This window comes from Lactiplantibacillus daowaiensis (assembly GCF_005405085.1).
GTDB classification, from domain to species: Bacteria; Bacillota; Bacilli; order Lactobacillales; family Lactobacillaceae; genus Lactiplantibacillus; species Lactiplantibacillus daowaiensis.
In genome coordinates this window covers 77,102-101,752 of record NZ_BJDJ01000008.1, presented here as the reverse complement: position 1 = coordinate 101,752, position 24,651 = coordinate 77,102, and the positions used below count along the sequence as shown (strand labels likewise).

General features: G+C 46.7%; 23 protein-coding genes. 7 read left to right on the top strand and 16 right to left on the bottom strand.

Annotated elements, in window-relative coordinates:
* Positions 1-45: 45 nt before the first annotated feature.
* Positions 46-936 (bottom strand): proline iminopeptidase-family hydrolase, encoded by an 891-nt coding sequence (locus tag FFM75_RS06735; RefSeq protein WP_137628426.1) that lies wholly within the window; start codon positions 934-936, stop codon positions 46-48.
* 214 nt (positions 937-1,150) lie between these two features.
* Between FFM75_RS06735 and FFM75_RS06730 the strand changes: the two genes are divergently transcribed.
* Together FFM75_RS06730 and FFM75_RS06725 are read left to right on the top strand one after the other, a co-directional pair.
* Positions 1,151-1,633 carry a PH domain-containing protein gene (locus tag FFM75_RS06730; RefSeq protein ID WP_137628425.1) on the top strand — a complete coding sequence of 161 codons (483 nt, stop codon included), beginning with the start codon at positions 1,151-1,153 and terminating at the stop codon, positions 1,631-1,633.
* Positions 1,623-3,056, top strand: a complete 1,434-nt coding sequence (locus FFM75_RS06725) for a PH domain-containing protein (RefSeq protein ID WP_137628424.1) — start codon at positions 1,623-1,625, stop codon at positions 3,054-3,056. The genes FFM75_RS06730 and FFM75_RS06725 overlap by 11 nt, the downstream gene beginning before the upstream one ends.
* A 64-nt stretch (positions 3,057-3,120) precedes the next feature.
* Here FFM75_RS06725 and FFM75_RS06720 read toward each other — a convergent pair whose 3' ends face one another.
* The 3 genes from FFM75_RS06720 to FFM75_RS06710 are packed head-to-tail and all read right to left on the bottom strand — an operon-like array spanning position 3,121 to position 5,028.
* Complete coding sequence (locus FFM75_RS06720; protein WP_137628423.1) at positions 3,121-3,492, bottom strand: hypothetical protein; 372 nt, start codon at positions 3,490-3,492, stop codon at positions 3,121-3,123.
* Positions 3,485-4,279: an alpha/beta hydrolase gene (locus FFM75_RS06715; protein ID WP_137628422.1), complete on the bottom strand. Its 795-nt coding sequence runs from the start codon at positions 4,277-4,279 to the stop codon at positions 3,485-3,487. The genes FFM75_RS06720 and FFM75_RS06715 overlap by 8 nt, the downstream gene beginning before the upstream one ends.
* Before the next feature lie 17 nt (positions 4,280-4,296).
* Positions 4,297-5,028, bottom strand: coding sequence for a GntR family transcriptional regulator (locus FFM75_RS06710; RefSeq protein ID WP_137628421.1), 732 nt, complete (start codon positions 5,026-5,028; stop codon positions 4,297-4,299).
* Between the two features lie 233 nt (positions 5,029-5,261).
* Between FFM75_RS06710 and FFM75_RS06705 the strand changes: the two genes are divergently transcribed.
* From FFM75_RS06705 to FFM75_RS06690, 4 genes are all read left to right on the top strand, one after another.
* Positions 5,262-6,611 (top strand): PTS sugar transporter subunit IIC, encoded by a 1,350-nt coding sequence (locus FFM75_RS06705; protein ID WP_137628420.1) that lies wholly within the window; start codon positions 5,262-5,264, stop codon positions 6,609-6,611.
* 22 nt (positions 6,612-6,633) lie between these two features.
* Positions 6,634-7,734, top strand: a complete 1,101-nt coding sequence (locus tag FFM75_RS06700; RefSeq protein ID WP_137628419.1) for a DUF871 domain-containing protein — start codon at positions 6,634-6,636, stop codon at positions 7,732-7,734.
* A 73-nt stretch (positions 7,735-7,807) separates the two neighbouring features.
* Positions 7,808-8,701 (top strand): N-acetylmuramic acid 6-phosphate etherase, encoded by an 894-nt coding sequence (gene murQ / locus FFM75_RS06695; RefSeq protein ID WP_137628418.1) that lies wholly within the window; start codon positions 7,808-7,810, stop codon positions 8,699-8,701.
* Positions 8,691-9,611 carry a BadF/BadG/BcrA/BcrD ATPase family protein gene (locus FFM75_RS06690; protein WP_171001446.1) on the top strand — a complete coding sequence of 307 codons (921 nt, stop codon included), beginning with the start codon at positions 8,691-8,693 and terminating at the stop codon, positions 9,609-9,611. The genes murQ and FFM75_RS06690 overlap by 11 nt, the downstream gene beginning before the upstream one ends.
* A gap of 64 nt (positions 9,612-9,675) precedes the next feature.
* Here FFM75_RS06690 and FFM75_RS06685 read toward each other — a convergent pair whose 3' ends face one another.
* Together FFM75_RS06685 and FFM75_RS06680 are read right to left on the bottom strand one after the other, a co-directional pair.
* Entirely contained in the window at positions 9,676-10,356 is a 681-nt protein-coding gene (locus tag FFM75_RS06685) for a hypothetical protein (protein WP_137628416.1), read from the bottom strand.
* An 84-nt stretch (positions 10,357-10,440) separates the two neighbouring features.
* Positions 10,441-11,802, bottom strand: a complete 1,362-nt coding sequence (locus FFM75_RS06680; protein ID WP_137628415.1) for an amino acid permease — start codon at positions 11,800-11,802, stop codon at positions 10,441-10,443.
* A 220-nt stretch (positions 11,803-12,022) separates the two neighbouring features.
* Between FFM75_RS06680 and FFM75_RS06675 the strand changes: the two genes are divergently transcribed.
* Positions 12,023-12,478, top strand: a complete 456-nt coding sequence (locus FFM75_RS06675; RefSeq protein ID WP_137628414.1) for an NUDIX hydrolase — start codon at positions 12,023-12,025, stop codon at positions 12,476-12,478.
* Positions 12,479-12,533: 55 nt separating this feature from the next.
* Here the strand turns inward: FFM75_RS06675 and FFM75_RS06670 are convergent, their stop codons facing one another.
* The 10 genes from FFM75_RS06670 to thiM form a co-directional block, all read right to left on the bottom strand.
* Positions 12,534-13,796, bottom strand: coding sequence for a glycoside hydrolase family 5 protein (locus FFM75_RS06670; protein ID WP_137628413.1), 1,263 nt, complete (start codon positions 13,794-13,796; stop codon positions 12,534-12,536).
* A 15-nt stretch (positions 13,797-13,811) separates the two neighbouring features.
* Positions 13,812-15,407 (bottom strand): HIRAN domain-containing protein, encoded by a 1,596-nt coding sequence (locus FFM75_RS06665; protein ID WP_171001445.1) that lies wholly within the window; start codon positions 15,405-15,407, stop codon positions 13,812-13,814.
* Between the two features lie 65 nt (positions 15,408-15,472).
* The gene (locus tag FFM75_RS06660) at positions 15,473-16,957 is read right to left on the bottom strand and encodes an ABC transporter substrate-binding protein/permease (protein ID WP_137628411.1); all 1,485 of its coding nucleotides are present in this window, start codon (positions 16,955-16,957) and stop codon (positions 15,473-15,475) included.
* 181 nt (positions 16,958-17,138) lie between these two features.
* A complete protein-coding gene (locus FFM75_RS06655) occupies positions 17,139-18,773 on the bottom strand; it encodes a peptide ABC transporter substrate-binding protein (RefSeq protein WP_137628410.1) in 1,635 nt (544 codons plus the stop codon).
* Between the two features lie 17 nt (positions 18,774-18,790).
* Positions 18,791-19,522: a gamma-glutamyl-gamma-aminobutyrate hydrolase family protein gene (locus FFM75_RS06650; RefSeq protein ID WP_137628409.1), complete on the bottom strand. Its 732-nt coding sequence runs from the start codon at positions 19,520-19,522 to the stop codon at positions 18,791-18,793.
* A gap of 433 nt (positions 19,523-19,955) precedes the next feature.
* The gene (locus tag FFM75_RS06645) at positions 19,956-20,975 is read right to left on the bottom strand and encodes a polysaccharide deacetylase family protein (RefSeq protein WP_137628408.1); all 1,020 of its coding nucleotides are present in this window, start codon (positions 20,973-20,975) and stop codon (positions 19,956-19,958) included.
* Positions 20,976-21,124: 149 nt separating this feature from the next.
* Complete coding sequence (cytX, locus tag FFM75_RS06640; RefSeq protein ID WP_137628407.1) at positions 21,125-22,306, bottom strand: putative hydroxymethylpyrimidine transporter CytX; 1,182 nt, start codon at positions 22,304-22,306, stop codon at positions 21,125-21,127.
* Positions 22,296-22,955 carry a thiamine phosphate synthase gene (gene thiE, locus FFM75_RS06635; protein WP_137628406.1) on the bottom strand — a complete coding sequence of 220 codons (660 nt, stop codon included), beginning with the start codon at positions 22,953-22,955 and terminating at the stop codon, positions 22,296-22,298. The genes cytX and thiE overlap by 11 nt, the downstream gene beginning before the upstream one ends.
* Positions 22,945-23,772: a bifunctional hydroxymethylpyrimidine kinase/phosphomethylpyrimidine kinase gene (gene thiD / locus FFM75_RS06630; RefSeq protein WP_137628405.1), complete on the bottom strand. Its 828-nt coding sequence runs from the start codon at positions 23,770-23,772 to the stop codon at positions 22,945-22,947. Before thiD ends, thiE begins: the two co-directional genes overlap by 11 nt.
* A 15-nt stretch (positions 23,773-23,787) precedes the next feature.
* A complete protein-coding gene (gene thiM / locus FFM75_RS06625; RefSeq protein WP_137628404.1) occupies positions 23,788-24,582 on the bottom strand; it encodes a hydroxyethylthiazole kinase in 795 nt (264 codons plus the stop codon).
* Between the last annotated feature and the right edge of the window lie 69 nt (positions 24,583-24,651).

Genomic DNA, 24,651 nt, shown 5'->3' with positions numbered 1-24,651 from the left:
AAAAACGAACGCGATGCTAGCCTTCAGTGGTTAGCACCGCGTTTTTTAGTGTCGCTGGGTCAAAAATTCACCGAGATGTTTAAAGTAATCTAGCGGATTATCTATCATCTGACCATGGCCAGCGCCAGGCGTGACATGATACTGCGCATTGGGAATCGTCGCCGCCATTCGTTTCACCGCCGCTAATGGCATCGTATCATTTTCACCGACCGTTAAATAGGTGGGCACATTGATATATTGGATCTTATCCCGTAAATCCCAGTCCTTTAATGCGCCGACCATCACGAACTCATTATCACCTTGAAAATAATTATAAATATCGGTCGCTAAAGTCGATACCAAGTGATGCGGCTGCGGGGCCGTTGCGCGATGTAAGTGATGGTTCCCCAGTTCTGCGATCAACTTTTGATACCGCGGTTCACCAAATGCGTGCCGCCGTTCAACGTCTTGCATGTAAATCACTGCGCGTTTAGAGAATTGTTGCTCGCGTAGGGCGTTGATATTAGCGGTGTATTCAGCGATGTTATCAATCATGCTGGATAAGATCAGCCCTTTTAAATGTTGACCATACTTTAAGGCATATTCTTGCGCTAACACGCCACCCCACGACTGCCCAAGCAAGTAAAATTGGTCCAGCCCGAGTGCTTGCCGGACAGCTTCGACTTCATCAACATAGTAGGCCACGTTAAAATATTGATCTCGATTAGCTGGCTGCGACCAATCTGGTGATTCCGAAAAGTAAGACCCTAATTGGTCATAAAAACTCACTTGTACGTGGTAATGTTCGAGTCGCTGACTAAAGTTTTCAAACACCTCATGCGTGCCACCCGGGCCGCCATGTAAGCAAAGTAGCGGGATTGGACCGGCCCCATCAGTTCGGGTCCAAAGATGATACCCGTTTTTTAGCGTCACGATTTTGGTACCAGTTGTTGTCATAATATGTATGCCCCCTGCGCTTTGATTGGGGCTAGTATAGCGCTTGGGGAGTGGTGGGACAACTAGAATTGTTAGTCCTAGTTTTAAAAGCATCGTCACTTATCAAATCATTGGTTCAAAATATATTACTTTTTCACCCATCTAAATCCAGCCATTGTACGACCACCAAAACTCCCCTATAATAAGAATTATTATACGTTCAGGAGGTGGCAACATGCCTAAAACTGCTGCCAAACATTTACCTAAAACCATTAGAATCGTCTGGATTTGGACCAGCTTATTAGTCGCCTTAGGTGGCGTTATTCTAGCTGGTGGGAGCTGGCTACTAGGCGCCTGGTTTGCGCCAACTTTTTGGCACGTGATTGCGGTTATTTTACTTGTACTGACGCTGATCATTACCATTATTGACTTGGCCTTTGTGAACTATCGCTGGCAATTCAACACGTACCTCGTTAACCCACGCCAATTCGAACTACATGACGGCTACTTTTTCCGCAAACAAACCGTGATCCCAATCGCCCAGATTCAAAATATCAAGCTCGAACAAGGGCCGCTGTTACGGACCAAAAACTTACAAGCCATTACGTTAGTGACTGCGGCTTCTAGTCATAAGATTGCCGGGATTCCGACCGCAGAATCAGAACAATTCAAAACGCTCGTGATGACGTTAGCACAGGAGGCACGCGATGACGCCTAACGCAACGCCGCAACGGTTAAATCCATTTGCGTTAATCAGTGAATTTTATCATTTGATTCGCGAGTGGGTGATTCCGCTTATCGTATTATTAATTTCATTAATTCCAGTCTTTATGAAGCATCATCTAACCGCTTTAATCCCGGTGTTAATCATTGCCGTCATTGTTATTTTTTTGGTGCCCGCAAGCTTACGGTATTGGTACTTTAAGTTTGCACTGGAACCGGCTAGTTTGGTTATTTATTCCGGAATTTTCAATCATCAAATTAATCATATTCCGTACCAACGTATTCAATCGGTCAACCAAACCCAATGGGCCTTTTTAAAGCCATTTCACTTGGTGACGATTAGCGTTGAAACAGCCGGACATAGTGATACTGACCGACCGGAAGCCGTCTTATCAGCCGTTAAAGCGTCGATTTATGACCAATTAGTCGCGGCACAACAACAGGCTATGAGTCAGCCGACTGACACCACCCCGACGCCGCCGAATTACACGATCAATCGCCGCGATTTACGTGAATTTGCCATGACGTCACCGGCCTTTTTATCAGTCTTAGTGGTCTTGTTAGCTGGCTTTGGCAAACTCAGTGAACGCACCAAGCAACAACTGATCAATTGGGCCTTTAGTAGCGCTAAACAACTAAACGTTTTCGTTATCTTAGGTAGTGCGATCGCCATACTAGCCGTCTTTTATCTTGGGTCGATCATCACGTTGATTCTGACCTATTACGGCTTTAACTTGACCCGCCAAGGTGACCATCTGATTATTCGCCGGGGTTGGTTTAAAGAACGCCAAACTGAAATCGCCATCGACCGCATTCAAGCCATTCGCTTAAAGCAACCACTCGTTCGCCACTGGTTACACCTAGTGACCGTGCAACTCATCGTAATCAGTAATGATCACCAGGATGATGATGCCGCTAACGTCATTATTATGCCCGTTATTAAGCAAGCGGCCGTCAACGATTTTCTGGCCACATTCTTCCCACAATTACCATCACTACAGTTTACCCGCAATCATGATCGTCGTAATTTTTGGTTGAACTGGCGTAACTATCTCCTGGGTAGTGCCCTTGTGATCTTGCCGCTAACGCTCTTTTGGCGCCCATGGGGAAGTTTGAGTTTAGCGATACTCTTCATCACACTTCCCATGGCTAGCTTTCACAGTCACGCAACCACGGCGCAAGTGCTAACACCCCGTTACTTGCTTGTCAGCAACTCTGATTGGTTCACTCGTAGTGATTATCTGTTCCAAAGACATCACGTTCAAACACTACAGTTACGCACTTCGCTGTGGCTACAAAAGCGCCACTATGGCCACTTAACGTTACAATTCCGGGCGGGCCAACACGGCAAGAAAAAAGCATTCAACTATTTGCCAGCTGCCCAACTACAAGCCATACGCACGTGGTACGACCGTTAAATGTTTCACGTGAAACATCAAAAGACGCCGTTGTCAGTTTTGACAACGGCGTCTTTTGTGGCTCTTAATGCAAAATTGAGACAAAGATTTGTAATAGCACCATAAAAGCAGCTAACGCATCTAACACCCAACTGCCCCAAATGTAGTAGTTTTCCAGGGGCTTATAAGCTTGATGATTGACCGTTAAATTCTTTTCATAGAGCCGATTGAAGAAGATAAATGCCCATGCCATCAGCCATAAGGCTAAACAAAACAAGGGATAGACAAAAATATTACTGCGAATACCCCACTGTGACAGCCCTGATACCGAAGTCGGTACGAAGATTTTAGCAGGTAAGACTGGATACGCAATCACTGCTAAGAATAATGGGATTAAAGCTAACCCAGTTTGTTTCCATAAATTATAATGGCGTAATTTCAATTTAAAGTTAGACAACTTTCCATTCTCCTTTGATTAACCAGTGCAATGCGGCTGGTAATTGTTGATTCCATAGTGACCATTCATGGTGGCCTGGTTGCATCTGCCACGTGAAGTCCGAACCGAATTTAGCCGCGAGTTGCGGTCGAAAGCTTTCATCCATTCCCCGTAAAATATCGGCATCGCCCGTGGTCATTAAGACCCGTAAGTCCGGCTGGGGGGCTTGATAGTGTTGCAATAAGTAAGCTAAACTCGTTGGCCCATCCGTTAAATGCTGGGGGTCAAATGCCAAATCAAAATCGGGCATAATTGAGTCCTGTTCAGTACGAAATCGCGCTAAGTCAGTCACGGGTGATAATGCCGCGACGGCCGCAAAAGTCGTCGGCATCGTCAGTGCCCAACGCAACGCGCCGTAACCGCCCATCGAATTTCCCATGACAAAGTTCTGCGCACGATCCGTTACCAACGGAAAAGTGAACCGCATGCGCGTCATTAATTCCGTGGTCAAAAAGGTCCAATAGTTAGGTCCAGCCACCATATCGGTATAAAAGCCCCGTTCCGTTTGTGGCATGACGACCGCTACCCGATACTGCGTCGCCAATAATTCAATCGCAGTCCGCCGCAACCAAGTCGTCGCATCGCCACCTAACCCATGTAATAGCCACACCGTCGGCAACAAGTGTGACCCACTGACATAAGGCGCCGCGACTTGCCCCGCCGCGTTCATTGGCTCTGGTAAGACGACCGCCACGTTGACCTGGCGTTGTAACACATTTGAATAAAAATTATTTTGATGAATTGACATCTTCAGCCCCCCACTGCTTAACGAATATCACTAGCAATTACTGGTTGGGATTCACTCGTTAAGTGTAACCCAAAGTAATTTGGTAACAAGTAACTCAACGTATATTCTAACGGTTGCCCCGCCTGAAAGACCCAGCGTTCAATTTGGACCACCATGGCATCACGACCGACATGTAAGTAATCAGCGACCCGTTGATCCGGCACCGTCGTCACCGTATATTCTTGCTCAAACGGTTGGCGGGCTAAGTCTAATTTAGCCTGCTTGCGAATCAGGGCATAAATCGAATGTAGTTCCCGCGGGTGTTTGACACTCGCCGCAGGCACTAACGACTTTAAGTACCATGATCGTGAAAATTCAAACGGCACCGCTTGAATCTCACGCAACCGCTCGAAATACCAGGTGGCTGCAGTTGGCGCAAACTTACTGGCGGCCACGATTGGCGTCTGGTCATTCACGACCAAAATCGCGACCGCTTCATCGTCGAGATCATAAGCATGGGTATCAGTGATCTTGACCGCCGTGCCACGATTGAACTTGGATACGAAACTCCCCTTACCTTGAATGCGGTGGATATACCCTTGATCGGCCAACGTGTTCAACACCCGTACCACCGTCGTGGAACTGACTTGATACTTTTGGCGCAGTTCCTTTTCACTATAAAACGGATCATTCTTTTTAAAATGATTCGAGTTTAATTCCATAATCAGTGCATTTAAAATCGTTTTGTAGATGGGCTCCTTGCGACTCATCTGCGCCACCCCCTTTGAATAGCTGCTTACTTTCAGTTAACACATTAAATGTATATACTTAACCCTGAATTATGTTACGTCGTGGTTTTTCAGCACTTGTAAGCGTTAACTTTATTAATATCATATGCTATACTCGGTGGTGAATTCAAGTTAATGCATTAACTTAATGAGTCAGGAGGGTTGCTAATGGGGGATTTAGCGTCACTTTAAATTTTTTAAGGAGATGAGTTTTAATGGATCAATCAAGTTCATGGAAAGACAGAACTGTCGAAGTCATGGGTAAAATTGCCGCTAACCGTTACTTGCGGGCAATTCGTGATGGGATGGCCGTCATTATTCCCGTTGCGATCGTGGGATCATTCTTTACAATCGTAACGCAATTACCAATTACTGCTTGGACTAATTTTATTAAGCCTTATGCTGCTGGTTTAGCTATTCCGATTAATTTTTCAATGGGGTTCATGGCGATTTACGCGGCTTTCGCGATCGCCGGACGTTTAGCAGAAGGTTACAATTTTGACCGAATCTCAACTGGGGTCGTCTCGGTCATGGTGTTCTTGCTTTTAGCCGTTAAACCAATCGCTGCCACCACCCCGGCGGCCATGAAAGCGTTAGGTTTAAAAGCGGCGGCTACTGTGGTCCCACTAACTAACTTTGGGGCCGCTGGGCTCTTTACAGCGATGTTAGCTGGGATTGCGACTGCTGAAGTCACCCGCTTCTGTCGGACCCACAACATGGTCATTAAGATGCCTGATGGGGTACCACCAGCTGTTGCGGCATCATTTTCAGCATTAATCCCTGCAACTTTCTTAATCGTGGTTGCTTGGGTCATTCACGTTGGCTTTGGCTTTGACGTTAACGCCTTCTTACAATGGATCTTTAGCCCATTAGCTTACTTTGGGAAAGATAATTTAGCGTCAGTTATCGTGCCAATCTTATTAACGGATATTGCTTGGCTATTTGGGATTCATGGGGCCGCTTTAGCAACCCCAATCTTCTGGCCTCTCTGGTATCCAAACCTGAACGCTAATATTGCTGCCCTTTCTAAGAGTGGCGTGACTGCTGCTAACGCACCTCACTTCATGACTGAACAATTCTTCCAATGGTTCGTTTATGTCGGTGGTGCTGGGGCAACCTTGTCACTATGTATCTTGTTAGCATTCTTCTCGAAATCAAGTTATGGGAAGACCATCGGGAAAGTGACCATTATTCCTGGGATCTTTAACATCAATGAACCCGTTATCTTCGGTGTGCCAATTGTGATGAACCCATACTTTGCGATTCCATTCGTTGTCGCACCATTAGTCATGGGGATCATTACTTGGTTTGCGATGGTCACCCATATGGTCAGTCGGACCGTTGCCTTAGTCCCTTGGACCTTACCTGGACCAATTGGGGCCTTAATGACCACGGCTTGGGACTGGCGTGCGGCCGTCTTATGTACCATTAACATTGTCGTTGCCGTCTTTATTTACTACCCATTCTTCAAGATTTGGGACCGTAATCAATTAAAGAACGAACAAAAAGCTGCTGCCGAAGATGCTGCAAAAGCAGCCGCTGCTGAAGCTGCACCAGCTGAATAAGCGATTAGAGGGTTAGAAGAATATGTTAGGAATTTCAGTTTATCCAACCAAAGCACCAACGGCCGAGAGTATTGCTTATCTCAAAAAAGCCGCTAACTATGGTTTCAAACGGGTCTTTGCCAGTTTGTTAGATGTTACGCCTGAAAACAAGGACGAGATTTTAGCGCAATTCAAAAAAGTCTTCACGGTCGCTAACGACCTGGGGATGTATGTGACGATTGATGCCAATCCTCGTTTGTTTGACACTTTAGGTGTTGATTACCATCATTTAGCGCTATTTAAAGACTTAGGCGCCAGTGCCATTCGACTAGATGCCAATTTCGACGGCTTGACCGAATCCATGATGAGTTATGAGGATTCTGGTTTAGATATCGAGTTGAACCTCTCCGTCGACACTGGTAATATCGGTAATATCATGTCGTACCTACCGAATAAGCAACGTTTAAGCGGGTGTCATAATTTCTACCCACAACGCTTTACCGGTTTGGATTTAGACTTCTTCACAAAATGTACTGAAAAGTATCGCCAAATGGGGTTAAAAACGGCGGCTTTTGTCACGTCACAAGTGGCCACAACGGGACCACATCCGTTTAACGATGGCTTACCAACTTTGGAAATCCACCGCGACTTGCCGATTGCCGTTCAAGCCAAGCACTTATTTGCGACTGGTTTGATCGATGACGTTTTGATCAGTAATCAATTCGCCAGTGATGCTGAGTTGCAACAACTTAGTCAACTCAACCAAGCGCAATTAAGCTTAGCGGTCGACTTTGATGCTGCTGCGACCCCATTGGAACGTGAGATCTTACTTGACCATCAACACTTCAACCGTGGTGATGTCAACAGTTACAGTGTGCGGTCAACTTTTGTGAAACTTCAATATAAAGATCAAAGTATTCCGGTCAATCATGCCGTCGCGACCTTGCAACCCGGCGACGTGGTTATCGGTAACGATTCCTTTGGTCAATATAAAGGTGAAGTCAATATCGTCAAACAAACGATGCCTAATATCGATCAACATAAAAATGTTGTCGGCCATTTAGTTGCTGATGAACAATTCCTAATCCCGTATATTCGTCCTTGGATGAAATTCCGGTTTGAGGATGCGCACCCAACCAAGTGACAGTCAGCTGGGGGAGCTGCGGCAATTCATTGCCGTAGCTCCTCTTTTAGGTTCAGTCTAAGGAGGAAGCAATTTGAAATCAGATATCAATCAATTAACGACTGAAAGCCGCAACCCCGCCAGTGCCCATTTAGATGAAATGTCGACGGCCGCGATTGTCACTTTAATGAATCAAGAAGATGCCAAAGTCAGTCAAAGCATTCAATCTCAAATTCCAGCGATTACCAATGCCATTGATCTCATCGTCCCAGCACTCAAAGCTGGCGGTCGGTTAATCTACATGGGGGCCGGCACCAGCGGCCGACTAGGCGTTTTAGACGCTGCTGAATGTGTGCCCACGTTTGGGACCGACCCAGCCATGGTCCGTGGGATTATCGCGGGTGGTGATCAAGCGATGACCGTTGCCGTAGAAGGTGCGGAAGATTCCTTGACCCTTGGTGAACAGGACTTGACCGCTTTACATTTAACCAAAAATGATGCGGTCGTGGGACTCGCAGCTAGTGGCCGTACCCCATATGTCATTGGGGCCTTAAAATATGCCAACCAAGTCGGCGCGGCAACGATTAGCTTAGCTTGCAACCAACATGCCGCGATTAGTGACATTGCAAAAGTCGCCATTGAAGTCACCCCCGGTCCTGAAGTCTTATCCGGGTCAACTAGACTCAAAGCCGGGACCGCTGAAAAGATGGTCTTAAACATGTTATCAACGATTTCGATGGTTAAAATCGGTAAGGTTTATCATAATTTAATGGTCGACGTCAAACCAACCAACGAAAAGCTGGTCATTCGGGCTAAACACATTGTCGAACTCGCCACCGGTGTTGATGCTGATACGGCTGCGCAATTATTTGAAGCGGCCCATCAAGACGTCAAGACGGCCATTGTAATGGCCTTAGCTGATGTCGATGCAGCGACGGCACAAACCCGGCTGGTCAAGGCGTCAGGTGTCGTGCGCGATGCCTTATAACACAAAGGGGATGTCACAGATGGATTATGTCATTGGGGTTGATTGTGGCGGAACAAATACGACGGCGATTGCTTATCGGCTCACCGGCGAGCCACTCAAAACAACCGTCACCGGTCCGGCCAATTTAATGGTTGATGACTTACGCGCCTTAAACAATATTCGCAATGCACTTCAAAAACTATTAGCAAGTATCGATGGCACTTGCCAAGCCATCACGATCGGCATTGCCGGTTTGCGCGCCTATCAATTCGTTGACCGTTTTCGCCAACAACTGAATTTACCCGTTGAAAACATTCAACTGATGAACGATGCCCAGCTCGCTTTAATCGCCAAGTTACATGGTCAAGCTGGGTTAGTTACGATTGCGGGTACTGGGTCAATCGTGATTGGTACCGACGGGCAGCAACAATTCAGTGCGGGTGGCTGGGGCCATTTATTAGGTGATGAAGGTAGTGGCTATCACTTGAGTCGGATGGCGGTGCAACAAGTAACGGAAGAAGCCGATGATCGTCAACCGACGGCCTTTGGGCAAGCATTATTGGCCCATTTAGGGTTAAAGTCCGTCTTTGAACTGATCGACCACTTCTACCAATGGGATAAAGGTCACGTGGCTAAGTTAGCCCCCTTCGTCTTAGCCCAAGCTGCCGCTGGTGACCCAACCGCAACCAAGATCGTCCAAGTAGCGACCACTGGCTTAGCAACTAAAATCGTTCAAGCGCGGCACAAAGGCAAATGGGCTGACGATGATCCAGTTAAGGTGGCAGTTGCCGGTTCAGTCTTGGAAAAGAACACTTATTACCGTGAGCAATTGCAACAAGCTCTCACAGCGACTGGCTTACCATTCACCTATCTACCAATCACACCAACGATTAGTAACGCCATGGCCGCTGTCTATGCCTATCAAAATTAAGGTTTTATCTCAGCATCAAAAAAGGACCAGCTAAATTTTAGCTAGCCCTTTTTATGTTGACTAATCAGTCCACTTCGTTAAAATCTAGTGGTGTCAATTTTAGTAATCGGCGTAATAACCCTTGCATGCCCTGATCAAAATCAGCCGTTTCAAGCTTAATGGGGTCACACAAGGCGGCAACTTTAGTCCAATCAAGCCGTTGTTCTTGACTTAAACTGGCCTGTAATTGCGTGATTTGGGCCGTTTTAATTTGCTGTAACAACGTCACATCGCCACCCAAAGTCCCTAATAACCCGTTTACAGCTAATTGTTGACTCAACATATTCTGCCAAGATGCTGGCGTTAAAAGCGTCGTGAGTGTCACCCGTTCAGCCAACGGAACGGCTGGGGCTTCTTTAGTTAGAAAAGCTTGCCAAGTCGCAAACTGTTGATTGACCACGGCATAATATTGCCATGGCAATTGACAGTTCGATAATTGCAAAGTTTGCTTGGTCAAAGCCGTTACATCCCATGTTTTAGCATTATCAGTCGTTGCCAGTTGTAACCAATTACCGAAAAATTGCTGCATCGTTTTTTGAACCACGACCCGCTGGCTTTTCGCCTGGGTCAGATGGTATCGAACTAATAAGAAGTCTTTAAGCTTAGCATCATCAATGGCACGATCTTCGTGGACCGCGTGATGCTGCTTGAATCGCCGCACGACTTTCTTACGACTCGATTTGGCATAATGTCCTTGTTTTACCATGCGAATTCCTCCGTTAATGTTTGTTTTATTTTAACGCATTTATGCTCAAATCAAAAAGCCGTATCACTAGGATACGACTTTTATTTAATCATCGCTGACCGTGCGATGATGATATTTACGGAAATAGATCAAGGTCATAATTGCTAAGAAAACCACCCCGACTAAAATCGAGTAGCGGGTTTCTGGATTAATGAACATGAAGACTAACGTTAACGCTAAGAAAGCTAACGTTAAATAATTTGAAAATGGCGATAATGGCATTTTAAATGGATGATTCAACATCTTATCCGCATTTTGACGGCGGAATTCGATTTGACTCACTAAAATCACAAACCATGGCACCATCCCTGGCAACACACTCGAACTATAGACCATCACGAAGATCTCACTGGCATCTTTAAAGAAGATCGGTAAGACCACATTCAAGATGATCCCAATTAAAATCCCAACTGAGATGGAGATTACCGCGTAAAACGGTACCCCATGGCGATTGAGTAGCGTCATCTTCTTGGGCAATTGATGATTTTCAGCCAACGTGTAAGTCATCCGACTCGCACTATAGATCCCCGAATTAGTCCCTGACAAGGACGCTGTAATGACGACAAAGTTAATAATGGAAGCCGCCGCAGTGATCCCAATCTTTGCGAACGTTTGAACGAATGGTGAGCCGATTTGACTCAACTTGTCCCAAGGATAAATGCTGACGATCACAAAAATGGCACCGACATAAAAGATCAGAATCCGAGCTACCGTTGAGCGGATGGCCTTGACCAACGTGCTTTGTGGGTTTTCAGCTTCACCGGCCGTCACCCCGATCAATTCGATTCCTTGATAGGAGGCTAGCACGATGGATAAGGCAAAGACAAACCCTTTGACCCCGCCAGTAAAGAAGCCGTGGCGCCACAAGTTGCTAATCCCAATCGCATGACCACCATTCCCAAACCCAAATAAAATCAGGCCCAAGCCAGCAATGATCATTAAGATGATCGTCACCACTTTGATAAGGGAGAACCAAGTTTCCAGCGTCCCGAACATCTTGACTGAAATCAAGTTAGCGGCACATAAAAAGGCAATCGCAATTAACCCGGGGACCCAATCGGGTAAATTCGGCCACCAATACCGACAATAACCGCCTAACGCGATCATTTCACTCATGCCGACCACGACAAATTGGAACACATTGCTCCAAGCCGTTAAGTACCCAAAGACCGGGTGGATATATTCGGAAGCAAACTTCGCAAACGAACCCGTATTAGGATCAACGTACAACATTTCGCCTAATGCCCGCATAATTAGATACAAGAAAGCGCCCGATATCAGATAGGCAATCAACACCGACGGCCCGGTCCATTTGATCGTCGAACTCGATCCCATAAAGAGACCGACCCCGATCGTGCCGCCCAGTGCAATCATCTGCATCTGGCCCGTACTTAGTTTTCTTTGCATATACTTCTCTCTTTTCGTTAATAAAGAACCTACTGTTTTAAACAGCATATAGCTTCCATGGTAACTAAAAAAATGCTGATACGCAACTGGGGTTTAACTAGTCAAAGTCAGTTTAACCCTTGTCGCACTTAGCTTTACGTTTCTTAGTAAAATTTAATTTACCGCTACAATCAAGATATTCGCTATAATAGGGGTATCTTAATCAGAAGGCGGTGCTTGTATGGCAAATTATATCCAAGAAATCCGGGCATTAGTCGGCCACAAACCACTGATTCTAAACACAGCGGCCGGGATTTTAGTCAATGACCAGCAACAAGTTTTATTGAACTTACGGACTGATACGCACAATTGGAGCTTGCCAGGCGGTTATCTCGAATACGGTGAAACCTATGCCGAAGCTTGTGTGCGCGAGTATCTAGAAGATAGTGGCGTTCAAGTTAAGATCATCGCTCCCATCGGCATGTTCGATCGTGGTGAGACGACGTATCCTAATGGCGACGTGACGCAGACGATTTCACAGCTCTTTTTGGTCCAAGCCATTGGCGGCCACGTGCTCACCAAAGCCACCGATGAAACCGTCAAACTCGATTACTTTGATTTTGACAACTTGCCGCCATTAATGAATCAACAAACGGCCGATATGTTAACAGCTGCCCAAAAATTCTTACAAAAATAACCGCAACCAACCTGATTGCGGTTAACTCGCGTAGTGCTTGTTGGCTACGCTTTTTTTATGGTTTGCGTAGCCCCTTAGTCCCAAGTTTAACTTGACCATCTAGCCCATAAAACTGGCCTTTTTTCGACTGCCATAACGCCGGTTTGACGAACCGATAAAGTTTACTGTTCCAACTCGTCCAGTTGCTGTTTAATAAGCCACCAGTATCGCCGGAGTTATTATTCAAACACCAATACGTAAAGTTGAGTTTGTGCGTCATAATGAGCTTGCGTTCCGCTTTCATCCACGTCAAGTTACGACCCGTTAAATAGCCACCCCATTCGCCGATATAAAGCGGTGCTTTTTTATTAGCATGCAAATAGTACCAGTTAGGACGCCAATAATTTTTCATTAATGACTTGTATGTCAAGCTGCCTTGCAACCACGAGCTGCTTGGCGCCACACTCGGCCCGTAATCGTGCACTGAATAGACTAGTTGCGACTGCTTGACCTTCACCGGATATTTCGTGGCCCCGCGTAAATTCGCACCCCATAACGTGTAATGATACTGGGCCGTCTTTTTATAGCCAGTCGACCATTGCTTCGGCGTGCTTTGCACCCCTTCGACAAAGACCAACGCATGTGGGTTGGCTTTTAACACCTTTTTACCAGCCTGGGTGGCCACATACCGCCAATTATTGCTGGCTTTGGATCCATCCCATTTGGCATAAGCTGTATCCGTCACTAAGCCATGCGGTTCATTTTTTAAATCATAGCCAATGATCGTATCGTTGGTCTTATAGCGCTTGGCTAACCACGTTAGCGCCGCATAGTAGTCTTTCGTCGTATATTGGCCCGCTTTCCACAACGGTGCATTTTGCCCTTGTGGATCACTCTTAGCACTATGGATATCAATGATGACTTTTAAGCCATCTTTTTGACAATCTGCTAAAAAACGCTGCCAAATCTGCAAACTAGTTTTCCCTTTCAAAGCCGCATTCGTACTGAGGTTAATATTTGCGGTCGGATACTTTTTTTGCGACCACGCCTTAACCAGCTGGACTGAAAATGGCACCCGAATCGTATTAAACCCATGATTAGCAACGGCTTTGACCGTCTTATCTAGGTTAGCCGTCCATAAGCCATCAAAGGTATTGGTCCCCGTGTTATAACCAAACCAATTTAACCCCGTAATCTGGACGGTTTTCCCCCGGGCATCCACAATGCGATTCCCCTTGGTATGTAACCAGTCCGCCTTGGGCCGACTGGCGGCTTGGGCCCCGAGACCGCCCACCATTAAACTGGCAATCAAGGCTACCCAACCTACTCGCCACTTCATGTTGTCACTCCTTTTTTAATCTTGCCATTTTTGCATAAAAATTTGTAACCAATCTAACTCATCCGCTGCCCGTACCCGTTGCGGATGTTCTGGCTGATCGATCACCGCTACACTAGCGATCGATTTCAGTGGCGTTTCTTGCACGTCCATCGTCTCAAAGTTATAAAAAGCTAGCATCCCCGTTGACTGTGGATCTTTTTCTTGTAAGAAATCACTGAATAGCTGAAAGGGATAGATCGGATGATTGACCATCCCCAACTTCGGTAAGGCATAGTGTAAGGTCACGATTTCATGATAGATCGTGGCGTGAATCAACGTTTGTAACAGTGCCGCCGACACTTCGGCTTGACCGGTCGCTAAATGGACACACCGTTGATAACCGGCCAAGGCATGATAGACCTCATCGCCCAGTGTCCGCCGCAACTTCTCAACCGTAAACGGCGCAATACTTGGTTCTAGCGTCAAACCCAGTTGTTGATTCGGTAAGCCAGAGACTAAGAGCGCTGCCAATTCAGCCTGATTAAACGTCGCTTCTGTATGCGTCGCCGTGCGGGCCACGTATGGTAATTGTGCCGCTTGTTCTGGATAGGCCAACGCCAATTGTAAAGCGACTTGAGCTTGTGGATCGCCGTACGAGATCCAACTCACGACAAAACTTAGCGGTCGATGAGCGGCAACTTTGCCAACGCGATACATCGCCGCCGTCTGGGTGGTATCCGCCATCAAGTTATCATTAACGCCCGTCATCGTCTTGGCACTAATCCCGACGACATAAAAGCTGTCGATATTTGATAAGATCACCGCTTGTTCTTGCGGATTGGTCCACTGATCAACGACTTGTGCTGGCCCCGTTGGCACACAAGTCACCAACTGATCATCAGTGACCGCGTCCCAATTAGGGGTGATCAAATACCGTTTGGTGACGTACCGACGATCATCATCTGCCAACCAAGGATTCAATGCCGTCACTTGATAAGCGATTGGCCGGCCATTACTTTTCACGACCAAATCGCCCAAGGGGGTCATTAATGACGTAGTCGGCACTGCCGCCAGCGTCTGCATCGGGGTTGCCGCTAACCGCTGACGCACTTGTAGGGCAGGTAACCCGGCTTGGGTCGCTTGATTTTCAAATAACGTGATCGTCACGCGCTGACCGGCAGCATCAATTTTACGCACGACCCCGTATAATAAATGACCTTGGTCTAACAACGCCGCATACGCTTGGTTATCCGTTCGTGCCAAATAACCTAGTTTCGCATGTGCTGGCGTCCAAATCGAGACGGCCTTAGCATCATGAGCATTATTGGGTTCGCGTTGACATAACAACCAGGTGCCCACAGTCAAGCGCGCTAAAACAGCATCCCGTTGGGGAATATAGTGCGTCCCGGCTAACATTACCGTCGCTAAACGGACATCGGCTGGTTGTGCGCCCACGACCCCGTCTGCACTCACAATAGTTTGCAGCGCTGTAATCGGCAATAACTTGACCGTCGCATCAGCGGTCGCAACAACTTGCGCCAACACTTGTTGGTCATGATCAACTAGTGCTAAGATTCGGTATTCTTGCTGGTCAGTGGTACTTACGACCATCCCAACTTGAACGTTTTCCATCACCATCGCCCCCTATTCACCCTCATTATAACTTACTTGGCGCGCGAGATGAAAGCCTTATCAAGCTAGGCGACCGGTGTGTTCGTATGATTTAAGCGGCGTTCATAATACCGTAAGACCCGCGTCAACAACCAACAGATCACAAAGTAAATGACCATCGCCACACCGATGGGAGCGACACCACGATACGTGTCAGCTTGGACAATACCCAATTGATAAATTAATTCCGTGACCCCGATGATCGAGACCATCGACGTATCTTTAATTAAGTTAATAAACTGATTACCTAGTGATGGCCAGATAATTTTCACTGTTTGGGGTAAAACAACGTATTGTAAGGTTGCCTTTTTTGACATCCCCAAGCTTTCAGCGGCTTCGGTTTGCCCAGGGTCAACAGCTTGAATCCCACCACGAATAATTTCACTCAAGTAAGCAGCGCTATTTAAGACGATGGCGATCATCCCCGCAACTAGCGCGGACACATCCACGATCATCCCGATGCCAAAGTAAACAAACATGATTTGGACCATCAACGGGGTGCCCCGTACAAACTCAACATACGCAGTTGCTAACCACCGAACGGGCTTAATCACACTAAACCGTAGTAACGCTAACAACATCCCTAAAATACTCCCACCAATAATACCGACAATTGCAATCAATAAGGTGTATTGCACCCCTTTGACGAAATAATCGCGGTAATGCCACATCGACGTATCAGCGGTATTGACCTTTAAATATTTACCAGCCGTCTTTAAATATTTTTTCTGAATCCAACCATGTTTTTTCACTTTAGCTAAGGAACGATTGATCGCCAGTTTTAGACTCGTCGAACCTTTTTTTAAGGCAATGGCATTCCCGGCTTGCGCCGTACTCGTCTTAAAATGCCCATTGATGGCAATCAAGCTCGGATCATTTTTGGCATAAGCCGTCGCTGAAGCCGTCCCTTTGACCACTGCTGCCACTTTGTGGGTCTTTAATGCTAAGATCAAATTCGCCGCACTGCTCATCCCAGTTAACTTTGAGGCTGGCATTTGTTGTTTGATCAAGTTGTATTGCAGGGTCCCAGTTTCAGCCGCGACTTTTTGACCAGCTAACGACTTTTTCGTCTTATACTTGGCTTGATCGGTTCGATTGATCAAGATGGCTTCGCCTTCGGTATAGTAAATATTAGTGAAGTCCACACTCTTCCGGCGGGCTGGTGTCGGGCTCATCCCCGATAAAATCATATCGACTTTGCCCGTCGTTAAGGCCGGAAGTAAAGAATCAAAGGACAGTTTCTTAACGACCAATTTAACCCCTAGATCTTTGGCGATTTGCTTACCGAGTTCAATATCCATCCCAACAATTTTCGACTTGCCATGTTGATTGATTTGAAACTCATACGGGGGATAGTTTGGGGAAGTCCCCATCACTAACGTCCCTTTGGCTTTAACCCGTGCCAATGACTGATCACTGGTCGCGGCTTGTGCCGATGTCACTGCCCCAAAGAGCACGACAAACATTAACCCTAATAACCAACTAAACTTTCCCAACCTATTTTTCTTCATACCCGGTTGCCTCCGTCACAAAATTAACCCAAGTATAAGCGTAAATGATTATTAATACAATATTTTTCGATAAAAAGCATTTTTATGCATAAATTGCATATCATTTTGCATAATTGTCGGCGAGTTGACCAAAAAAGCCGCCTGGAATTTATCCAGACGACTATGGGTTCCTTAATAACTGTTATTTCCAATAAGCATAACGATAGAGCGCATCACGTAAGAGCGTAAAGTGCACACCACCGACTTTACTGCTGATCAAGTGCGCCGCAGCTGTTTGATACAACGGCGTGACCCCTTGTTTTTCAGCGACTAATTTTGCCGCTTGTTGCATCGTTTGATAACGAGCCGTGGTCGTTTGCGTGCCAGCGGTAATCTGGGCGATGAGTTTTTCATACTGGGCATTTTTAAACTTCCCAAAATCAACTGAGTTCGTCACTGATGCTTTATTCAAGAAATCGATTGGATCTTGGAAATCACTCGACCATGATAAGGTCGCAAAATCAAAGTCACCTTTACTCAATGTCGAGATTTCATTGGTCAATGGCACTGACTTGACCGTCACCGTGACCCCTTTTAAGTTTTTCTCAATGGCAGCTTGAATAAACTCAGCGACTGACTTATTAACATCGTTATCATTCGTCAATAATTGCAACGTCAGTTTCTTTTTACCTAAACTTGCTTGGGCTTTTTTCCAATAGGCTTTGGCTTTAGCTGGACTATACGTGTATAGATTACCCGTATCAGTGTTAAAGTCCTTACCAGTCGTTGGATTTTTCGTGTTCCCCGTTGGCACTAACGATGTCGCGGCAGTCGAGCCATCTTTTAAGACGTTCTTCACTAATGATTGCCGATTCAACGCATAACTGACTGCCCGGCGTAGATCTGCATTCTTCGTGACCGTCCGTTTTTGATTCCATGGCATGAAGTACAACTGATTCAACTTCGTGATCGTTAGGTTCTGCTTCAGCGCACCTTGTTGGGCACTGGCCACTTGCGTCCCGGTAATTTGAGTGACTTGAACGGCATTACTTTCAAATAAGTTTTGCGCCGTCGTATTCGTCTTAACGGTTTGGACTTTCACGTTTTTGATGTGGACTGATTTGGCTGCATAGTAATACTTGTTCTTAGTGTACGTCCAAGTATCACTAGTCCCATCCCAGTCTTTTAAGACATACGGCCCATTAGACAACGTTTTAGCGGCTGACGTCCCGTATTTATTGCCATACTTTTCGGTGAAGCTTTGATTCAATGGGTAAATTTCGGTAGCTAACCGGTAGTTAAAATAGGGCACTTTTTGCGTCAATGTCAGTTGTAGTTTATATTTACCTAGCGCTTTAGCACCTAAAGTCGTGACGGCTTTTTTGCCACTCGTGATGGCTGACGCATTTTTAAGTTCGGCAACGTGACCAATTTCTTGTGACTTGGTCTTGGGATTAACTTGCCGACGTAACGAATAGACAAAGTCAGCGGCCGTAACGGCTTTGCCGTTCGACCACTTGGCATTATGCCGTAATGTAAATGTGTACGTTTTGCCGCCATTCGTTGGCTTGACAATCTTAGTCGCAATCGCCGGGACGATTTTCCCCTTTTGGTTAGTCGTATAAAGGCCTTCCATAAATTGTGCAATGGCTGCCTGACTCGCAATATCGTCGGCTTTATTAGGGTCAGCCGTGGCAATCGCTTGGGTCGCGGTGACTTTTAAAGTTTTGTTGCTCGTTGTTTTCGTCTGATTTGAACTTGAATTACTGCAGCTGGCTAGTACTAGTCCTAAAGCGACTAGCCCCAGTCCAGTGACCCACTTTTTAGTTGTTTGCATGTGTTTACCCCTAACTTTTAACGTGTCGCTTGAATAAAATGACTAAATAATTGCGCCATAACTGGATTAACAGCTTGCATTTCTTCTGGATGCCATTGTACCCCTAGTTGTAGTCCACCAGCCGTCGCTTCAATGGCTTCAACAACGTGATCTGGGGCACTAGCAACGACTTGAAACCCCGGTGCAATCTGCTTGAGTGTTTGATGATGAAATGAATTAACGGCTAACTTGGTCTGCCCTAAGAACTGTGCTAACGTTGATTCCGCCTTAACTGTCACATGGTGCATCCCGTAAGTTGGCAATTGTAGCTGCATGTGCTTTAAGGTCCCCTGACCAGCTGGCATATAGCTCGTATCTTGATAAAGCGTCCCGCCATAACACGCATTCAAAAGTTGCACGCCCCGACAAATCCCTAAAATCGGTTTATGTTTGGCATGCGTGGCTTTAACGAGCGCAATTTCATACGCATCTCGTTCAGGATCGATTTGACTAAGCTTGGCCAACGGTTCTTCACCATAAGTCAGCGGATCAATATCCTCACCACCACAAAGCAATAGCCCATCGATCAAACTCACATATTGCGCAATTGTTGCGGTATCTGCGGTTACGGGCAACATCAATGGGATACCGCCATTAGCTGTAATTGACCGTAAATAGCTGCGGTTCACATAATCCCGTTGTCGCCCAGGAAAGATCTGACTATTAACTGTAATCACGCCTGGTGCAATACCAATAATGGGTTTACTCATCCTCATCAACCTCTTTCGCCTTTTTTTGCCATTAAAAATCCCTGCAAGTCAATTGACTTGCAGGGACGATTTAATTCGTGGTACCACCCTGATTTGTGACGACCGTCACCTCAGCGCCACGTGTTCACACGTGGCCAAGTGCCGTATCGGGCACCACTCGCACTAATCGAAACTAGTGATGCTCCAAGCCCATCTGTAAACCCGACCTAGCTGTCCTTGCACTATCGACAGTCGCTGTTCTAAGTCATTAGCTCTACGCTGCTCTTCATCGCATATTAAAAATAAATGGCTGTTTAATTAATTACACATTAAGTTTCTTGATTACAATTGTCAACTGAAAAGTTGCAATTCATCAAAAAGACTGGCAGCCGACGCAAAAGGACCTCCTGATAAACGATCGTCGTTCATCAGGAAGTCCTTTGCTAGCCGGTATTTATTTACCGGCAGTCCGATAATTATTAGCCGCAAAATACTGTAAGCCTGGTAAAGCTTGATTATTCAGTAGCTGACTAACGGTGACAAACCGATATCCTTTGGCCTTTAAGCGTTTGATAATCGTTGGCACCGCCGCCACCGATTGTGCATGGATATCATGCATCAAAATGATGCTGCCCGGATGGGTCGTTCGTAAAACTTCGCTAATATCTTTTTGGGTATTGAGATAAGCCCAATCACGTGAATCGACTGACCAGCGAATAATCGGATGCTGAATCTGACGCCCTTCTGCCGCGGTAATGTTGCCATATGGCGGCCGCACATATTGCGGTAACTTGCCGGTCGCCGCATAAATCGCGCGATCAGTGCGAATGACTTGTTGCACACTAGCCACCGTGCCAATGCGATTAAAATCCGGATGATTCCAAGAATGATTACCGACTTCATTGCCCGCCTTAACAACGGCACGGGTCACTTTTGGATAGCGACTAACACTTTGACCCACTTCAAAGAACGTCGCGTGCACATGATTGCGCGCAAGGGTCTTCAATAATCGTGGGGTCAACGTTGGGTCCGGGCCGTCATCAAACGTTAAGGCCACCACTTTCTTGGCCTTTAAAATCACTGGTCGATTCTTCTTCGGTAAATAACGATTTAAGATCTTGCCACTTAACTGATTGTAAGGGATTACAATTTGGCGTACGTTAAAGGCATTCGGTAATAAATTCATGCGTAGCCCCTTGGCCGTTAGTGTCGCTTTTTTCGTCATATGTGTGGGTAATTTCACTGCAAACACGGCAGGTACCCGACTGGCCTTGGCATGGGTCTTCGTTAACAAGGTTTGCCGGGCAGCAGCCCGAATCGCCGCTAACCGATGTGGATTTTGATTGGTCAACTGACCAAACGTCACTGTCTGATTGTGACTCGCCGCTTGTCCTGATAATCCCGTGCCCCCAACGCCAACCAGCAGTCCGACCATGAGTCCTAAATAATAACAACTTAACCTGCTCTTTTTCATGATAACTCCCCCTTTTTAACACCTGATTCCTACCTCTATTTTACCCTGTGATACAACAAAACACACTTAATATTCACCCAAATCACCCCATAATTTCCCGGGAAATAATCCGGCTAATTACCAAAATAAAAAACGCCGTTGCCGACGTTTTAAGCCACTGTTTTCAATGGTAGCGCTTGTCCCGATAGCCAAACCAAGCCACCAAGTCCGAGTAAAACAAGTAACGTTGTGCCACCCGGGAAATTTAGCCCTTGTAATTGATAATAACCCACAATACCAATCAGCCACCAAGTAAAGTTGGCCCAAATCGGCAAACTGGCATGGCGAATAAAATAAGTAACAAAAATAATGGCATACAACGGGGTGAAAATTGAGCCAATCAAGTAGAGAAAGTTCTCATAGTAGCGCATCGATAGCGTCAAGGCGATCACCAAACCGACAACGGTAACGACCATGGCCAAGCGATTGATCCGGCGACTCCCGGTAATATTAGCCAGACTAGTTGCCGCCGAATAAGCATCTAAAAAAGTGGTGGTGACGGTTGAAAAGACAATGATCAATAAAGCCACTAACCCAAATCCAGATTGCGTCAAAACCGTGGTAATATCAGTTTGACCCGTGCGCAAAACGACTAATAAGCCCGTCGTGAACATGGCGATACTCCCTAAGCAATAGCCGCCCGCACTCACGACTGCGATTGGCCCGGGCCGATCCACCCGTTGCGTATAATCACCGATCAACGGTAACCATGACAATGCCATCGTGACGTTTAATTCCACGGCTTGTCCAAATGACAACGCATTGCTAGTGGCGACTGGGTTAGCTGTCGCTGGCGTTTTAAAAACCAAGACTAGCATGACGCCAACACCGATAACTAATAACCCGACGATGATATTATTTAATTGAAACAATACCTTAGTATCCAAGCGCAGCCAAATCAAAATCAAGCCGGTGACGATCAGTGCCATCACAACGGGACTTTTAAATTGGAATAGCTTTTGACTGACCCCGTTCATCGCCAATTGGGCGTTGACAATCATCACGGCGGTCCAACCAATCAGTTGCAGGGCATTCAATCCCGATGCCACCGTAACGCCTAATTTACCGAAGGCTAATTGAGCTGTGCCCATTGCCGATCGATGGAGCTTGGCCCCTAAGTAGCCGGCTGGTACTAAAAACAGGCCGCCTCCGATCAAATGACCCAGTAAGATAGCCATCAAGCCTTTAGTTAAACCTAAGGGTGCCATGAGCGTGCCAGTGACAATTTCAGCGATCGAAATGGCGGCCCCTAACCACAACAAGAATTGACTCCGAAATAGTTTAGTTGTCATCCGGCGCCCCCGCTAGCCGCATGGCTTGCACGGTGTGCCGATAATCGGCACTTCGCACCAACATTGAAATCACAGCGGCCCCGGCCGCCCCGGTTTGTGCAATTGCTGGTAATTGACCAACGGTAATGCCACCGATGGCCACGATTGGCACCTGGGCTGCTTGGACCAATTGCGCTAAGCCAGTCAACCCCACTACGGGGTCCGCATCGGCCTTAGACGTGGTTGGAAATATCGGGCCGCTACCAATATAAGCTAATCCGTTTAGTTGATTAGCTTGTTCAATTTCCGATAATGTTGAACAAGATAGCCCGACAAACATTGTTGACCCCACGCGCTGTAACACGTGCTCGATTTGCGCATCCTTTTGACCCACATGAATCCCATCTGCGTGTAATGCTAATGCCAGTTCGATATCATCGTCCACAATAAATGGCACCCCACTGGCTGCACATAATGCTTTTAAACGCTGACCTAAGGCTAACCGTTCTGATTGTGTTAATTTGCTTTGACCTTTGTCGCGAAATTGATAAGCGGTAATGCCGGCCGCTAAGGCTTGCGTGACGACTTGTTCTAGCGACTGTGCGCCGATATCTTGCGTCCCACATACAAAATAAGCTTTCAACTGGGCTTGATTGAATTTAATTGTCATAACGCGTCACCTCAGCACTAGGTGTCACCCAATGATTGAGCGGACCATGACCGTGACCGACTTGAATCGTCTGTTGAATTGCGGCAGCAACGTAGGCCTTGCCCGTTTGAATCGCAGTTGCCATTGCGGCGCCTTTGGCCAGTTCAGCGGTAATGCAAGCTGATAGCGTATCGCCGGTACCATGGGTGCGCACGGTATCGACCCGCGGCGCACTGAGCCAAAATGATGAGCCATCAGCCAATAAGACAAAGTCATTGGCCGTTTGCGGATCAGCTTCATGCCCGCCTTTGATAATGACATTTTTAGCTCCTAATTCTTGGAGGGCATGGCCCGCCGCCATCATCGCTTGATCATCTTCAATAGTCAAGCCTGTTAACGCCGCTGCTTCAGGTAAGTTTGGCGTGATAACGGTCGCTAATGGCACTAATTCATCGCGCACGGTCTGAATCGCATCGGCTGCTAGTAAGGCGGCCCCACCTTTAGCGATCATGACGGGGTCGACCGTCAAGGGCCCAAAGTCGACTCGTTTTAAATTCTCAACGACACAGTGAACATGCGACGCATCGGCTAACATCCCCGTTTTACAAGCCCGAATATTTAAATCCGTGACTAACGACGTAAACTGCTCGTCGATTAACTTAGTTGGCAGTGCCATAAAATCTTGCACCCCTAGCGTATTTTGCGCCGTGACTGCTACGACCACGGCAGTTCCAAACACGTGGCGTGCTTGCATGGTTTTTAAATCTGCCATGACCCCAGCACCGCCACCACTGTCGGTCCCCGCGATGGTCACAACTTGTGGAAACTCATTTACCATTTTGACATCGATCCTTTATTCATCATATTTGGCGATTTGCGCCAATTCTTTTTCCGTAACTAAATGTAATTTGTCGATCAACCCGACTGCAAAGGTCCCTGGACGCTCGGCCGTTAATTGATCCGCCACCAGTTCACCCGTGCCCGCTAAAACGACGGCCGCTACCCCTGCTGCCGTGTAACTGTCAGTTGATTCAATAGCTGCAAAAGCAGCCACCAGGCTGGATAATAAATCCCCTGATCCAACATGTAATTGGAACAATTCGGTCCCATTATGGACTTGGGTGACTCGTATACCATCGGTAATCACATCGGTCGGTCCTGATAAAACGACCACACAATGGTACTTTTGGGCACAGGCTTTAGCGATTGCAATCAAGTCACCGCCACCAGTCCCGGCATCGATACCTTTAGCCTGCCAGTCGACGCCGGCTAATGCGGCAATTTCACCTGCATTACCACGAATGACGGTCACTTGAAAGTCGGCTAATAAGTCTTGGGCGACTTGTAGGCGATACGGTACCGCCCCGACCGCGACTGGGTCAAAGACAATCGGTGTCGCCTGTTGATTGGCAATGCGACCAACCGTTTGCATTTGTGCGATTTGACGGGTGGTTAACGTCCCCAGGTTTAAACAAACCGCGCCAGCAATTGTGACTAACGACTCAGCTTCAGCGACTTCAGCAGACATGATTGGCGATGCCCCCAACGCATTTAACCCGTTGGCCACATCTTGAACTGTCACAAAGTTAGCCACATTAAAAACGATTGGATTTTGTTGCCGTAATGTCGTTAATAATTCTAAATTCATCTAAGAAGACCTCCTTTTAAAAAAGGTCATGCCACACAAAAAAGCAGCCCCGATTCAATCATCCATTGA

Excerpts from the sequence above, each read along its gene's own strand:
- FFM75_RS06735 (WP_137628426.1), bottom strand. The coding sequence starts at position 936 with ATGACAACAACTGGTACCAAAATCGTGACGCTAAAAAACGGGTATCAT.
- FFM75_RS06730 (WP_137628425.1), top strand. The coding sequence starts at position 1,151 with ATGCCTAAAACTGCTGCCAAACATTTACCTAAAACCATTAGAATCGTC.
- FFM75_RS06725 (WP_137628424.1), top strand. The coding sequence starts at position 1,623 with ATGACGCCTAACGCAACGCCGCAACGGTTAAATCCATTTGCGTTAATC.
- FFM75_RS06715 (WP_137628422.1), bottom strand. The coding sequence starts at position 4,279 with ATGTCAATTCATCAAAATAATTTTTATTCAAATGTGTTACAACGCCAG.
- FFM75_RS06710 (WP_137628421.1), bottom strand. The coding sequence starts at position 5,028 with ATGAGTCGCAAGGAGCCCATCTACAAAACGATTTTAAATGCACTGATT.
- FFM75_RS06705 (WP_137628420.1), top strand. The coding sequence starts at position 5,262 with ATGGATCAATCAAGTTCATGGAAAGACAGAACTGTCGAAGTCATGGGT.
- FFM75_RS06700 (WP_137628419.1), top strand. The coding sequence starts at position 6,634 with ATGTTAGGAATTTCAGTTTATCCAACCAAAGCACCAACGGCCGAGAGT.
- FFM75_RS06690 (WP_171001446.1), top strand. The coding sequence starts at position 8,691 with ATGCCTTATAACACAAAGGGGATGTCACAGATGGATTATGTCATTGGG.
- FFM75_RS06685 (WP_137628416.1), bottom strand. The coding sequence starts at position 10,356 with ATGGTAAAACAAGGACATTATGCCAAATCGAGTCGTAAGAAAGTCGTG.
- FFM75_RS06680 (WP_137628415.1), bottom strand. The coding sequence starts at position 11,802 with ATGCAAAGAAAACTAAGTACGGGCCAGATGCAGATGATTGCACTGGGC.
- FFM75_RS06675 (WP_137628414.1), top strand. The coding sequence starts at position 12,023 with ATGGCAAATTATATCCAAGAAATCCGGGCATTAGTCGGCCACAAACCA.
- FFM75_RS06670 (WP_137628413.1), bottom strand. The coding sequence starts at position 13,796 with ATGAAGTGGCGAGTAGGTTGGGTAGCCTTGATTGCCAGTTTAATGGTG.
- FFM75_RS06665 (WP_171001445.1), bottom strand. The coding sequence starts at position 15,407 with ATGGAAAACGTTCAAGTTGGGATGGTCGTAAGTACCACTGACCAGCAA.
- FFM75_RS06660 (WP_137628411.1), bottom strand. The coding sequence starts at position 16,957 with ATGAAGAAAAATAGGTTGGGAAAGTTTAGTTGGTTATTAGGGTTAATG.
- FFM75_RS06655 (WP_137628410.1), bottom strand. The coding sequence starts at position 18,773 with ATGCAAACAACTAAAAAGTGGGTCACTGGACTGGGGCTAGTCGCTTTA.
- FFM75_RS06650 (WP_137628409.1), bottom strand. The coding sequence starts at position 19,522 with ATGAGTAAACCCATTATTGGTATTGCACCAGGCGTGATTACAGTTAAT.
- FFM75_RS06645 (WP_137628408.1), bottom strand. The coding sequence starts at position 20,975 with ATGAAAAAGAGCAGGTTAAGTTGTTATTATTTAGGACTCATGGTCGGA.
- cytX (WP_137628407.1), bottom strand. The coding sequence starts at position 22,306 with ATGACAACTAAACTATTTCGGAGTCAATTCTTGTTGTGGTTAGGGGCC.
- thiE (WP_137628406.1), bottom strand. The coding sequence starts at position 22,955 with ATGACAATTAAATTCAATCAAGCCCAGTTGAAAGCTTATTTTGTATGT.
- thiD (WP_137628405.1), bottom strand. The coding sequence starts at position 23,772 with ATGGTAAATGAGTTTCCACAAGTTGTGACCATCGCGGGGACCGACAGT.
- thiM (WP_137628404.1), bottom strand. The coding sequence starts at position 24,582 with ATGAATTTAGAATTATTAACGACATTACGGCAACAAAATCCAATCGTT.